7 protein-coding genes are annotated in these 14,035 nt (G+C 70.8%); 5 read left to right on the top strand and 2 right to left on the bottom strand.

The genetic code is table 11. From position 1 onward, the window contains the following. Positions 1-260 precede the first annotated feature (260 nt). Both AB0C62_RS15845 and AB0C62_RS15840 read left to right on the top strand, forming a co-directional pair. A complete protein-coding gene (locus tag AB0C62_RS15845) occupies positions 261-2,279 on the top strand; it encodes an NB-ARC domain-containing protein (RefSeq protein ID WP_362973413.1) in 2,019 nt (672 codons plus the stop codon). Between the two features lie 264 nt (positions 2,280-2,543). Next, on the top strand, positions 2,544-5,675 hold the full coding sequence (locus AB0C62_RS15840; protein WP_362973411.1) for a GH92 family glycosyl hydrolase: 3,132 nt from the start codon (positions 2,544-2,546) through the stop codon (positions 5,673-5,675). A gap of 58 nt (positions 5,676-5,733) precedes the next feature. On the opposite strand, the gene AB0C62_RS15835 is transcribed toward AB0C62_RS15840, so the two are convergent. Beyond that, positions 5,734-8,055, bottom strand: coding sequence for an FUSC family protein (locus tag AB0C62_RS15835; RefSeq protein WP_362973409.1), 2,322 nt, complete (start codon positions 8,053-8,055; stop codon positions 5,734-5,736). A 269-nt stretch (positions 8,056-8,324) separates the two neighbouring features. Here AB0C62_RS15835 and AB0C62_RS15830 point away from each other — a divergent pair, with 269 nt between their 5' ends. The 3 genes from AB0C62_RS15830 to AB0C62_RS15820 all read left to right on the top strand — a co-directional run bounded on the left by AB0C62_RS15830 (position 8,325) and on the right by AB0C62_RS15820 (position 11,532). Next, positions 8,325-9,749 (top strand): FG-GAP repeat protein, encoded by a 1,425-nt coding sequence (locus tag AB0C62_RS15830; protein WP_362973407.1) that lies wholly within the window; start codon positions 8,325-8,327, stop codon positions 9,747-9,749. A 58-nt stretch (positions 9,750-9,807) separates the two neighbouring features. Further along, a complete protein-coding gene (locus AB0C62_RS15825; protein WP_362973405.1) occupies positions 9,808-10,752 on the top strand; it encodes an alpha/beta hydrolase in 945 nt (314 codons plus the stop codon). A 114-nt stretch (positions 10,753-10,866) separates the two neighbouring features. After that, the gene (locus AB0C62_RS15820) at positions 10,867-11,532 is read left to right on the top strand and encodes a GntR family transcriptional regulator (RefSeq protein WP_362973403.1); all 666 of its coding nucleotides are present in this window, start codon (positions 10,867-10,869) and stop codon (positions 11,530-11,532) included. Between the two features lie 84 nt (positions 11,533-11,616). On the opposite strand, the gene AB0C62_RS15815 is transcribed toward AB0C62_RS15820, so the two are convergent. Continuing rightward, complete coding sequence (locus AB0C62_RS15815; protein WP_362973401.1) at positions 11,617-13,749, bottom strand: glycoside hydrolase family 6 protein; 2,133 nt, start codon at positions 13,747-13,749, stop codon at positions 11,617-11,619. Positions 13,750-14,035 lie beyond the last annotated feature (286 nt).

Genomic DNA, 14,035 nt, shown 5'->3' with positions numbered 1-14,035 from the left:
GCCCGATCGGCGAGGAGCGCGGCCGAGGTCGCGGTCGATCGGTGCTCACGGTCCGTCCTTGCCTGTTGGCCCGTTGCTCCTCCCGTGCCGGCCGCCTGAGAATGGTCCCGCTCGCCCGTCGTTCTCGGCCTGGGCGGGAGCTGGAACAGGCGAACTGTCGTCGAGGCCGAGTCCGATCGGTTGTGACCGATTCCCGCAACCGGCTCCGGCGGCACCCACGGGCCGGGCAGGATGGTGCCGTGGTAGGCAACCTTCCGGTCATGACGACCAGCTTCGTCGGCCGCGACAGCGAACTCGCCGAGGTCGAAGCGGCGTTGACCAGGCACCGCTCGGTCACCCTCACCGGTGGCGGAGGTGTCGGCAAGAGCCGACTGGCCCTGCGTGTCGCGGAACGGCTGCGCGGCAGTTACCCCGACGGGGTCTGGTGGGTCGACCTGTCGAACCTGTACGACGACCGACTGTTCACCTCGACGGTCTGCGACGCGGTCGATCTCCTGGACCACAACCCGCGGGCCCCCGTCGAGGCCCTGACCGAGTGGCTGACCGGCCGGCAGGTCCTGCTCGTCTTCGACTGCTGCGAGAGGGTGTTGAACTCCTGCCACGGCCTGATCGGTGAACTTCTCGCCGGTGCGCCTCGGTTGTCGGTCCTCGCCACCAGCAGGCAGGCTCTCGGCGTCGAGGGCGAGCACCGTGTCGAGGTGGCTCCGCTCTCCGTGGACGCGGGCGGAGACGGCGACGCGGTCCGCCTGTTCCGTGAGCGCTGTGCCACGGCCGCCCCGGCGGTGTCGCTCGATTCCCCCGGCTCCGCCGACGTGGTCTCGGCCATCTGCCGCCGCCTGGAGGGCATCCCACTCGCCGTCGAACTGGCCTGCGCCCGGCTGCGGGAGAGCGGTCTCACCGAGATGGCCGACCGGCTCGGCTCACGCCTCGACACGCTCGTCGACGAGACCGTGTGGCCCCAGCGCCACCGGGCCCTTCGCACGGCGATCGGCTGGAGCCACGAACTGTGCTCGCCGATCGAGCGACTGCTGTGGGCGCGGCTCTCCGTGTTCCGTGGCCCCGTCGACGTGTCGGACGCCCAGGCGGTCTGCGCGGGCGGCCCGCTCGCTGCCCACGACATCCCACGGCTCCTCGACCGGCTGGTCGACCAGTCCGTGCTCCAACGGGCGGGCACCCGCTACCGCATGCTCGACACCCTGTGCGAGTACGGCGCCATGTGGCTCGCGGAACTCGGCGAGGAGGAGACCCTCGCCCGACGGCACGCCGCGCACTACGCCACCGTGCTGGCCGAGGCGGAAGCCGGCTGGCTCAGCGACCAACAGGTCGCCTGGTACGCGCGAATCTCCGCAAGCCACACCGACGTTCGCGCCGCACTCGACCACCTCATCGAGACCGATCCCGGCGCGGCCCTCGACGCCGCCGGCCGGACCGGACTGTTCTGGCCCTGCTGCGGACACCTCCACGAGTCCCGCGACTACCTCGAACGCGTACTGGCCCTCGAGCCGCCCGAGAGCCCGTCCCGCACCCGCGCCCTCTGGGCCCTCGGCATCACCCTGACGCTCCAGGGTGACCACCGTGCGGCCCTGCGCGTCGGAGAGGAGTGCGCGAGCGCCGCGCAGCAGGACGGGACGGCGCAGTCGGGGCTCTTCGCCGCCCACACGCTCGGCCTCACCCATCTCATGGCCGGCCGCCCGCAGGCCGCGTACGACGTGAGCGACCACGCGCTGACGGCGCACAGCACCTCGCCTCCGTCGGGCGCGCCGCAGCTGTGCTGCATGGTCATCCGGACCTTCGCCGACTCCGCGCTGGGCCGGCTGGACGAGGCCTATGCCGCGGCCCTCGGCCTGCGCCGGCTCAGTCTCCAGTACGGAGAGCACTGGGCCCGGTCGTACGCCTTCCACCAACTCGCCTTCATCGACCTGCTCCAGGGGCGCGCGCACGACGCCGAACGCCATGCCCGAGCGATGCTCGCCAGCAAGCACAACCTCAACGACAACCTCGGGATCGCCCTCGCTCTCGACCTGCTCACCGGAGCGAACGCGGTGCAGGGCAACGGTGTCGAGGCCGCCCGCACATCGGGCACCGGCAACACCTTCTGGCGCATGCTCGGCCACCCGGGCCGCGGCACGCCCGAGCTCGCCGAGGTCCGTGACCTGTGGGAGCTCCAAGCCCGCAACGCGGCCGGTGGCGACGCCTACGACAAGGCCTTCCACGACGCGCTCAGCGACGACGCCGAACACAGCCTCGCCCTCGTACTGCAGGGACCTCGACCCTCCTGACCTCGGTCTTCGCGCTCCGGAAGCTCGCTCTGGGCGGGTGGATCAAGGGCGCCCGACGCAGGGGTCCTGAGCGAGATGCCCAACGCGCAGGCGGCGCACGCCTCTTGACCTTGGCGCGAGCATGACCGACGGTGTGGTGGCCGGGACGCCATTGCACAGGAGTCGCACGTGACACGTTTCAGAACGCACGTCGCAGTCGTAGCCGCCACCGTGGCGGCACTCGTCGGAGGATCGGGAGGAGTCGCTTCCGCCACTCTGACAACGTTGTCCAAGCAGGGAAGCGCCGAACTCGTCGAGGATCCGACGGAGTTCGTGGACCCGCTCATCGGAACGGGCAACGGCGGGGAGTCGGTCGGCGAGATCAACAACTTCCCCGGTCCGTCCACCCCGTTCGGCATGATGCAGTTCTCGCCCGACACGGAGGGCTCGTACGCCGGATACCAGTACCACAGCAGCAAGATCAAGGGATTCAGCCTCAACCACGCGTCCGTCGGCTGTACCGCCTTCGGCGACGTTCCGCTGCTGCCGGTCGCGGGGGACGTCGGCAGCGCACCGTGGGACCGCACCGAGTCGTTCACGCACACCGACGAGAAGGCCGAGGCCGGCTACTACGCCGTGACCACCGGCGACGACGCGAAGGTCCGCACCGAACTCACCGCCACCACCCGCACAGGCCTGGCGGCGTTCACCTTCCCCGCCGGCACGGGGGAGAAGGCGCAGGTCCTCGTCAAGGGCGGCGGCAGCCTCGCCGGGGACAGGAAGGCCGATCTGGAGATCTCCGGGGACCGCCAGGTCACCGGATCCGCGACCACGGGGAACTTCTGCGGCAAGGGCAACGAGTACACCGTGCACTACGCGATCACCTTCGATCGCCCGTTCGTCGCGCACGGCACCTGGGACGGCAAGGCGGTGACCGCGGACGGCGACGCGGTGGACGCCCCCAGGGCGGGCGCCTATCTGACCTTCGACACGGGCGAAGAGCGCACGGTGCGCGCGAAGGTGTCCATGTCGTACGTCTCCGTGGCCGGCGCCGAGGCCAACATGTCGGCGGAGATACCCGGTTGGAACCAGGACGACGTGCGCGAGCAGACCCGCGACCAGTGGAAGCAGGCGCTGCGGAAGATCCGCGTCGGCGGAGGCGAGACCGGTGAGAGGAAGATGTTCTACACCTTCCTCTACCACTCACTGATGCACCCGAACGCCTTCGACGACGCCGACGGCCGCTACATCGGCTTCGACGACAAGGTCCGCACACTTCCCGAGGGCCGCACGCAGTACGCCAACTTCTCCGACTGGGACACCTACCGCTCCCTCGCGCCCCTACAGGCGATGCTGTTCCCCCGCCAGGCCAGTGACATGGCCCAGTCGCTCGTCAACGACGCGGAACAAGGCGGCTGGTGGCCGCGCTGGCCCCTCGCGAACGACTACACCGGCCAGATGACCGGCGACAACTCCGTCCCGCTGATCGCCAACCTGTACGCCTACGGGGCACGCGACTTCGACCTCAAGACGGCCTTGAAGTACCTGGTCAAGGGCGCTACTTCGGTCGACCGCACGCCGGGCGCCTACCAGGAGCGGCCGGGCGTCGAGGACTACTTGGAGCGGGGCTACGCGAACAACAGCGCCGTGCGCGGGGACCATGCACGCGTCGGCGCCTCCGTCACCCTCGAGTGGGCGATCGACGACTTCGCCATCGCGCAGTTGGCGCAGGCCGCCGGTGACCACGCCACCGCGCGCACCTTCACCCGCCGCGGCCAGAACTGGCAGAACATCCTCAACCCGGCGACCGGCTACCTCTCCCCGCGCGGCGAGGACGGTCTCTTCCCGGACGGCCCCGGCTACCAGCCGCCCCCGGCGGGCACGTTCGGCCAGGACGGCTTCGACGAGGGCAACGCGGCCCAGTACAACTGGCTCGTTCCGCAGAACACCGCCGGTCTGGTCCAGGCGATGGGGGGTCGCGAGGTCGCGGCGAAGCGCCTCGACACCTTCTTCGGCAAGCTCAACGCGGGTCCCAACGAGCCGTACATGTGGGCGGGCAACGAGGTCGACTTCGGTGTTCCCTGGGTGTACAACCACCTCGGCCAGCCGTGGAAGACGCAGGAGAAGGTCCGCTCGATCGCGACCGGCCTGTTCAGCCCCACCCCCGACGGTGAGCCCGGCAACGACGACCTGGGCGCCCAGTCCTCCTGGTACGTCTGGGCCGCCATGGGGCTCTACCCCGCCACACCGGGCACCGCCGACCTGTCGGTGCACAGCCCGCTCTTCCCGCGCGTCGTCGTGGATCTTCCGGGCGGCGGACGGGACCTGGACCTTCGCGCTCCGCGAGCGGCGGCCGACGCACCCTACGTCCACGGGCTGCGACTCGACGGCCGGGACTACGAACGTACGTACCTGCCGAAGTCCGCGGTGACGAAGGGTGGCCGACTCGACTTCGACCTGTCCGGCACACCGGACAGGACCTGGGCCACCTCCGCACAGGCGGCGCCGCCGTCGTACCGCGAAGGGGAGCAGGACTTCCTGGCGTACGCGGCCCAGAACCAGGTGACCGTGTGCCCGGGCGGCGACGGAAGCAGGCTCACGGTGCACGGGCAGCGGCTGGCCGGGCGCGACCGCACGCTGACGGTCGCCGCGGACGCCCCGGCGGGGCTGACGGTGTCGGGCGGCAGGATGACCCTCGCGACGGGCACGGGCTCCGGTACCTCCGAGTTGACCGTGAAGGCGGCGGCCGGGATGGACCCCGGCTACTACGAGGTGCCGTTCACCGTCCGGGGCCGCGGCGATGACATGGTCCATCGCACCGTGATCGTCCTCGTCGCCGAGGAGGGCGGAGTAACCGCCGCCCTGAGCGGCGCGTACGGGGTCGTCGGTGTGTCGAGCGACGACATGCCGGCCGGCGCCGACCTCGACGGCGCGGGCAACAGCTACTCGAGCCAGGCGCTGGCCGCGTCCGGGCTCAAGGGCGGTGCGACGGTCGACGCCTCGGGGACGCGTTTCGTCTGGCCCGGTCCGCCCCAGGGCCGCCCCGACAGCATCACCGCGAACGGGCAGCGCCTCGATCTGGCCGCCGACACCAAGGACACCAGGCGCCTGGTCTTCGTCGGCTCGGCCACGAACGGCGACCACAGGGCGAGCGCCACGGTCACCTTCACCGACGGCACCACCGCCGAGGCGGATCTCTCCTTCGGCGACTGGACCCGGCCGGGCGGTGGCACCGATCCGGTCTACGGCAACACCGTCGTGGCGAGGACGGAGTACCGCAACAGCCCGGGTGGCAAGGGCGACGCGGCGTACGTCTTCGCGACGAAGCCGTACGAGGTGCCGGACGGCAAGCAGATCAGGTCCGTCACCCTTCCCAAGGAAGGAGAGCTGCACATCTTCTCGGTGGGGCTCGGCTGATGTCCCCGTGGGCCGGAGGCCGTCGACCGCCTCCGGCCCACGCGGACCGAGATGTCCGCTAGGACGGCCGGAACAGCCTGGTACGGGCGTTGTGTTCCCGCTGCAGCCTGGCCACGGCACGGGCGGGACTCAGGACGCCCTGCTGCAGTCGTCGGGCGGCCTCGATGTGGTCGGCGGTCCATACGACCCTGATGGCGGTCGAGGAACGCCGGCTCTGCTCGTCGTCGAGGTCGCGCTCGACCGCACCGATGAGCCGTTCGTCGGCCTCGGTGTCCTTGAGCCGGGCCTCCGGCACCTCGCCGACACCCGTCAGGGCCTGCGCCGTCGTCTCGAACCAGGTCACCAGCACGTCTCCCGCGCGATCGATCTCCGCCCGCGCCGCGGTGCGGTCGGCGGCGGACGGCGTCTCCCTCTCCCACAGGTCGAGTACCGCGTCGGCGGTCAGCCTGAGTACGGCCACGGCGGTCACCAGGGTCGTGACGTCGGTCAGCGAGAGATGCTTCGTACCCCGTTCCGCGAGGAAACCTCGGAAGGCGTCGTCCAGCCGCCGTGCGGCGCCCGCCGCGCGGTACCGTTCCGCGTCGGGAACGGGAGCGGTCCGCACGAGTCCGTCGCAGCGCGTCACGCCGTAGTCGATCGCGCTGCGCAGATACCGGGAACTCTCGGAGAACCCCTCCGCCAGCGCGTGACCGAGGACGGACGCAGCGCCGCGGGGCCAGAACAGCAGCCCCACGACGACGCTCACGGCACAGCCGATCGCGACGTCCTCGATCCGCACGATGCCCACGGTCCAGCCCGTCGGTTGCAGGAGGTTGAACAGGATGAGGATCGAGACGGTGAATCCGGCCTGGCCCGCCGCGAAGGAGATGGTGGCCGGCGCGAAGCCCATGAAGAGGACGGCGACGGGCAGCAGGATCCAGAGGAACGTGGTGTTGGACCCGATCAGGTAGATGAGCCCGCCGCCGACGATGATGCCGGCGGTGGTGCCGGCGATCGCTCGCAAGGAGTTCTGCCCGGTCAGCACGGCACTGGAGCGCAGCACGGCCAGGGTGCCGAAGGCGACCCAGAAGCTGTGCTGCACTCCCGACAACTCCGCGACGAGTACGGCGAGAGCCAGGGAGATCGCGCCCCGCACGCTGTTGTGCAGCCACACCGAGTGCCGCTCGGCATGCGCGCCCGCGCGTTCCTGTGCCGATGCCAGCGTCGAGGCGGCTCCTTCGGGGCGTCGTCCGGTGATCTTCTGCCACACGGTGCGCCGACGCGCCGTCAGGATGAGGTCGACGTTCCTCGCGATCGCGGACACGGCGAAGCTCATCTCCTGTGCGCGGAAGCTCGGCTCCAGCGAGCTCACGAACCCGGTCGCGGTCCTCTCGCCCCGGCCGTCGGCGGGGCTCCGCTCTTGCCCGGTGGCCGTCATCGGCCGGAACGCGGTGACGGCGTTCTCCATCGTGGACCGGGCCTGGACGAGTCGTTGCTGCAACGGAGCCAGCCCGCCGGGGTCGGGGTCGTCCGTCGCGGCCAGCAGTTCCGCGCTGGCCTGCAGCAGATCCGAGGCGGCCGTCTTCACTCCGCAGACGATCGCGTCCGTGGGGCCCACCTTCTCTCCCACGGGCGCGCGGTCCAGAATCGTGGCGAGGAGCAGCACCTCGTCGACGAGTCGGATCAGGACGCGGGTGGACGTGGAGAGGCCGGTGGGCCGGTACGGGGTGGCGAAGAAGGTGTCCCGCAGCGACGTCACCGCGTCCTGCGCCTCGTCCACGACCGAACCGAGGGCCCGGCGGTCCGCCGAGACGAAACCGCGCAGCACGCAGTCCGCCTCGGCCCTGAGCTGTGCGGCGAGCGCGCCGCACGCGCTCGCGGTGGCGGTCCGCAGGGGCTCGCGTACCGGAGACGGCCACAGGAAGCGGATGGCCAGCAGCGAGGCCACGCCCGCCAGACCCCATCCCGCGAGCCGGTCCGGGATGGCGTCGACCGTGCCGGGCAGCGTGGTGGACAGGACGAAGCTCACGAGCAGCGAGGTGGAGGCACCCGCCAGCGCCGAGCTGACCACTCCGGAGAACAGCACGAGGAACGCCACGACAGCCGTGGCCGCGGTGGAGAGCCACACCTCGCGGGACACGAGTGTGCCGAGCGAGATCAGCGCCGCTCCCGTCACGATCAACGCCCCCTGTTCGGCGAGGCGGTCGCGCATGGGCCCCCCGAACTCCACGAAAAGCAGCAGCCCGATCGACCCGAAAGCGGCGAAGAGGGGGACGACGGGACTGTCCGTCATCGCCCGTGTGAGGGCGAAGAGGCCCGGGGCGACGATCGCGGCTCTGACAGACCTCCGGAGCGCGGCGTAACCCGCGTCGCGCCGCAGCAGGGACCGCACGGTGTTCACAGCAGATGCCTCCCCGGCACGTTCGGCTTGTCAGACGTCACTCTGACAGCTCGTTCGATGAACACACGGCAGGCTTCGGTGTCAGGGGGGTCGTGTAACCCACCCGGTCGGGCAGCGTCCCAGCGCCCTTGCGGCGCCCGGCCAACGTCGGCCCTCGCACGGCGCGTTCACCCTGCCGTCGCGCGCGTACAACCCTTTGACCATCCGCGGAGTCGTAGATCACCGAAGCCCGTAGCGGCGATTCAGTTCCACAGACAGGGAGCGTCACCTTGCGCGCACGTACTCTCGCCGTCTCGACGGCGGTCGTCCTCGCCGTCGCGGGGCTCGGCGCCCCGACCGCCGTCGGGACCCCGGCCGTGCTCACCTACGACTTCAACGGGGACGGCTACCGCGATCTGGCCATCGGCACCCCCAAGGCGAGCGGGGGCACGGTCACCGTGGTCTTCGGCTCGGCCTCCGGAGTCAGCCCCGCGCGCTCGGTGAGCGTCACCCAGAACACGCCGGGTGTTCCGGGTGTGTCGGAGACCGTGGACAGGTTCGGCGAGAACGTCACCAGTGGCGACGTCAACAGCGACGGCTACTCCGACCTGATCGTCGGCGCGCCCGGCGAGGAGGTCACCGGCAAGCCGCGCGGCTCGGTCACCATCATCTGGGGCGGGGCGAAGCCCTTCACGTCGGGCGGCATGGCACTCACCGCCCCGACCGGCGAAGCATCCGGGTTCGGTGAGGGCGCCGCCTTCGCCGACCTGGACGGCGACGGCGGCGAGAACCTCGTCGTCGTGGGCGACGACACCTTCTGGTGGTACGGCGACGGAAAGCCCACCCAGGACGGCGCGCTGGCCCCGGAGGTCGACTTCCTGCCGCCCGGCGTGCGACTTGACGGTGTCGTCGCCGGCCGCTTCTCCGCCACCGACGGCAACGACTTCGTGGTGCACGGCAGGATCCAGGACGCGAGCGGCGCCACCTCCACTCCCTATCTCGGCCTCCTGCGCGGCGGGGCAGGGGACATCGGCTACTCCTACTCGGCCCTGGCCGCGGGCAGCACCCCCGGAGGCACCGTGTCCTCGGCAGCCGTGGCGGGCGGAGACATCAACGGCGACGGCTACGACGACCTGGTCACCGGCAACACCGGCGTCGGAAAGGGCGGTTCGTTCACCGTCAGGTACGGAAGCTCGACCGGGCTTCCGGTCACGGGTACGACCTACACCCAGGCCGGCGCGGGCGTCCCGGGCACCGACGAGCCGTACGACAACTTCGGCGCGGCCGTGGCGGTGGGGGACGCGACCGGCGACGCACGCGCCGACGTCGCGGTCGGCGCCCCGAACGAGACGGTGGACGGCGTCCGCAACGTCGGCAACATCGTTCTCCTGAAGGGAAGTTGGAACGGCCTCAGCACCAGCGGCGCCCAGTCCTTCCACCAGGCCACCCCGGGTGTTCCGGGCGCCGCGGAGGCAGGGGACCACTTCGGCTCCTCGGTACGACTGCGCGACATCAACCGCAACGGAAAGGCCGACCTCGCGATCGGCGCGTACGGCGAGGACGTCCTGCCCGGCGGATACGACGACGGCGCGGCCTGGGTGCTGCGCGGCACGACCACGGGCCTGACGAGCACGTCCGCGACCGCCTTCAACGCCACGGACTTCGGCTACCCCGTCGTCGACGGACGCAGGTTCGCGGACACCTTCGGCCGCTGACCGGGGCGGGCCGCCGCTCCCGGATGCGAGCCCGCGGACACAAGAGGACGCTGGAAGTATGCGATGCCGATGGCGTGCGTCCAGCGGCGTGGCGGCCCTGGCGGCCGTCGTGCTGCTGGTCGCCGCCACGCCGGGGTCGGCCGACGGGGACACGGACCAGCAGGTGGACGTGGGCGGCGGACGGAACGTGTACCTGCACTGCTCGGGATCCGGGAGCCCGACCGTCGTGCTGATCTCCGGACTGCACGAATCCTCCGACCCGTGGTCGCTTTCCGACGCCACACCGCCCGTCCCGAAGACCCCGGTCCTGCCGGGCGTGGCCCGCTTCACCCGTGTGTGCACCTACGACCGTCCCGGCACCATCCGCTACACCCAGCCACCCACGCTCACCACCCGCACCACACCGGAGCGCGGCACCCGGAAGCTGCCCGCCATGGTCGACGAACTGAACCGCGTGCTCACCGCCGGCCACGTGCCGGGACCGTACCTGCTGGTGGGGCACTCCTTCGGCGGCATGATCGCCCTGCGCTACGCCCAGGAGCACCCGAAGCAGACCCGTGGGCTGGTCCTGGTCGACGCGCTCGGACCCGGACTGAAGCCCGCCATGGGGGACGACTGGCCCGCGTACGTCGAGGCCCTACGGCACCCGGGCACCCCCTTCGACAACAAGCCGGACTTCGAGCAGGTGGACATCGACAGCGGAGTCACCGACATCCAGCGGGGCGGCCCGCTGCCCCCGGTGCCGCTCGCGGTGCTCAGCAAGACGGCACCCTTCGCCGCGCCGCCCAGCATGGACAAGGGTCTGCTGAAGAAGCTGGAGGCCGCGTGGCCCAAGGCTCAGCAGGGGCTGGTGGACCTCCGGCCGCAGACCCCGCACCTGCTGGCGACGGGCAGCGACCATTACGTCATGATCCACGACCCGGACCTCACGATCGCGGCGATACGCCTCGTCGCGGACCGTGCCGCCGACACGCCCGGCCCGAGCGCGGATCACACCAAGTAGGCCTTCGGATCACCTCGGGCACGCAGGTCGTCGATGGCGATCTCGTCGACGCCCTTTCCCCCACCTGGCGAGGTGCCTAGATTGGGGAAGCGGGATGGATCAGTGGAGGCCGAGATGTTGTTCGAGGGGCTGCCCCAGGGGTCGCTGCCCAGGCTGGCGCGCCCGGAGCCGCAGCGCGATCGGGTGTACGAGGCCTTGCTGGAGCTGATCAGCTCGCAGGCGCTGCCCCCCGGCCGACACCTGGTCGAGGACGAACTCGCACGTCATCTGGGTGTCTCCCGGCAGCCGGTGCGTGAGGCCCTGCAACGCCTCAACACCGAGGGCTGGGTCGACCTGCGACCCGCCAAGGGCGCGTTCGTCCACACGCCGACCGAGGGCGAGACCGACCAACTCTTCGGCGTCCGCGCACTGTTGGAGACCGAGGCCGCCCGGTTGGCCGCGGCCGGTTCGTCCCCCGCCGGACTGGATCGGCTGGACGACCTCTGCGCCACGGGCGAGGCAGCCGTCGTGGCCGACGACGTGGAGGCCGCGGTCGACGCCAATGCCACGTTCCACGCCTGTGTGCGGGAGTTGGCGGGGAACACGGTGCTGGCCGAACTGGCCGTCCATGTCGAACGCCGGGTTCGCCGCTACTACACCCCCATCGTCCACCAGGCCTGGGTGGAACATCGCGAGCTGATCGCTGCCATCGCACACGGCGACGGCGAGCGCGCAGAGCGGGTGATGCGCGCCCATACGGTCGACGCCAGGACGCGCTTTCCCCCGAGGACGTCCGGATGACCGTCATCTGACGCGTACCGGACGTCCGGCGCGGCGAGGGGACCGGAACGTTGCGGCCCCGGCCCCCCGTTCACTCCGCCCGCTCTACGGCTCGATGCCCCAGACGAGGGTGCCCGCCACGTACACGGTCACCTTCGCCGCGTCCGCGTAGGAGCTGTTGGCGCCACGGCTGTAGTCGTTCGACTCGTCGAAGTTCGACCAGTCCGACTTGGCCAGGCGCAACTGGAGATCACCGCTGTCGGCTCCGGCGGCCAGCGAACCGGAGGTGAAGCCCACCTCCAGGTAGTGGTCCGCGCCCGTGCGGCTCGGGGAGACGGTGCCCACCGAACTCTTCACCGTGGAGCAGCCGAGCTGCGCCCAGTCACAGAACGTCTGGTAGCCGGCGGAGGAGGACTCCCCGGTGAACCAGTAGCGGACGGTGACCTTGGACAGATCGACGGCGGTCGAACCACCGTTGACGAGCTTGAGGCCGGGCCTGATCCCGTTGTCACTGGCGGAGGAGTCGTTGTTCTTGTACTGCGCCTTGAGGCCCGAGGTGCCTCCGCCGCCGCCCGACGCCTTGGTGGTGGCAGACACCGACGTGGACGAGGCCGAGACGTTGCCGGCCGCGTCCTTGGCCTTGACGGTGTACGCGTAGGTCGTGGAGGCGGAGAGCCCACTGTCGGTGTAGGACGTGGTGGTGACGCTGCCGACCTTGGCGCCGTCGCGGTAGACGTCATATCCGGTGACCGCGGTGTTGTCCGTGGACGCGCTCCAGCTCAGGGTGGCGCTGTTGCTCGTCGTGGAGCCGACCGCGAGACCGCCGGGAACCGTCGGGGCCTGCGTGTCACCGCCACCGCCGCCCGACCCGCTCACCGGCGGGTTGGCGTTGGCGAGCAGCTGGCGGAACTGGGCGGAGAACCAGTGCCCGGCGAGAGGGGAGTTGGGCAGGGCTCCCGTGAGGTTGTTCCCGTTCCGCGCGTTCCCGGTGTACGTGGGGTCGCACATCCGGTCGAAGCCCTTGCCCTCGTCGTTGTCGACGGCCTGGCTGGCTCCGTCCGACTCACCCGGCGGCTTGGCCCACACGTAGGCGTCGATCCCGGTGTCGGGTGCGGTCGCCGGGCGCTCGCCGAGGCCGGCCCCGCTCTGGTTGCACCAGTTGCCGGCGTGGATGCGTCGGTCGATGCGACCGCCGTCCACATAGGCGTCGACGCTCGTCGTCGGGCCGGGACCGGTCGGCCGGCCCGAACCGCCCCAGCCGTTGCGCGAGGTGTCGACGAGCATGCCGATACCGGCGTCGAAGCCCTGAGCGACGAGCGCGGTGCGCAGCCCCTGCGCGTACGAGCTCTCGTCGTCGTACTGGTTCCAGTCGATCCACTTGGACTGGCGCACCGTCTGCCCGTTCACCGTGTCCGTCACCTTGACGTACGGCTCTTTGGTGGCGGAGTAGTTGGCGGTGTTGACGATGAAGCCCGTCACGTCGTTCACGGTGGCGCCGTTGGTGGTGGCGGCCTTCTTGAACTCCTGGGCCGACGGAGTGAGGTTGCTGTCCCAGCCGAGCCAGCCGTGGTGGCCGGCGTCGATGTAGTTGTAGGCGTTGGGCAGGGCGCCGAGTTTGTGCAGGGCGTAGCCGACGCCCTTCTCGTAGTTGCCGTTCGCCTTCATGGTGGCGCACTGGGTCGTGGAGCCGGCGGTGCCACCCGCGTTGGTCACGAGGTTGGGCAGCGAGTCGGGCTCGATCAGGTTGACGATCCGCAGGCTCGCGTAGGCGGGGTCGGCGAGGATCGCGGCGATCGGGTCGATGTAGTCGCTCTGGTAGGTGGCGAGGTCTTCGGGGCCGAGTTCGCCGTTGGAGGCGAGCGCCGCGCAGTCCCGTCCCGGCAGGTCGTAGATGACCAGTTGGACGAGGTTGGCGCCCTGGGCCTTCGCCGCGTCGAGGTGCGCCTTCAGGCCGCGGGCGTCGGCGGTGCCCTGGATCGCGGCCATTCGGTCCAGCCAGACGAAGGTCGGCTGATTGGAGATGGCCGAACCGCCCGGCTCGGCCGCGGCCTTGGCCGACCAGTCGGGGTTCACGTACGCCTTCGCGCCGACATAGGGGTTGTCGAGTTTGGCGGCCGCGGTCGCGGTGGTCGGGAGGGCGGTGATGGACAGGGCTCCGAGGAGGGCGCCGACGGCCAGAGCGGCGGTTCGCTTCGGTCCGCTTCGGCGCACGGTGGAGTCGGGTCTACGGGAAGGCATCGGTCATCTCCTGGGGAGAGCGGACAGGTACGGACGGTGTGCGGGGTCGTCGGCGACCGTCCGGTGTGCCGCGTCCCGGGCACACCGGACGGAAGACCGCCGGACAGGCGTTGTGTGCGGGCAGGACAACGGTGCGACCGTGTGCGTCGCGTGGAGTGGAACGGGCAGGCCGCCGAACAGGAGCGCGCCGCGGCGTCGACCGGGCGGGGGCCCGGCGTTTCGTCGTCGCGCGCAGACGGTGCCCGGTCGCTGAGGTGACGGCGGGGACAGGGGCACCGAACGTGGG

Origin of the sequence: Streptomyces sp. NPDC048643, assembly GCF_040650615.1 — a bacterium.
Lineage (GTDB): Bacteria > Actinomycetota > Actinomycetes > Streptomycetales > Streptomycetaceae > Streptomyces.
This window is presented reverse-complemented; position numbering and strand designations above follow the sequence as displayed.

Excerpts from the sequence above, each read along its gene's own strand:
- AB0C62_RS15820 (WP_362973403.1), top strand. The coding sequence starts at position 10,867 with ATGTTGTTCGAGGGGCTGCCCCAGGGGTCGCTGCCCAGGCTGGCGCGC.
- AB0C62_RS15845 (WP_362973413.1), top strand. The coding sequence starts at position 261 with ATGACGACCAGCTTCGTCGGCCGCGACAGCGAACTCGCCGAGGTCGAA.
- AB0C62_RS15815 (WP_362973401.1), bottom strand. The coding sequence starts at position 13,749 with ATGCCTTCCCGTAGACCCGACTCCACCGTGCGCCGAAGCGGACCGAAG.
- AB0C62_RS15825 (WP_362973405.1), top strand. The coding sequence starts at position 9,808 with ATGCGATGCCGATGGCGTGCGTCCAGCGGCGTGGCGGCCCTGGCGGCC.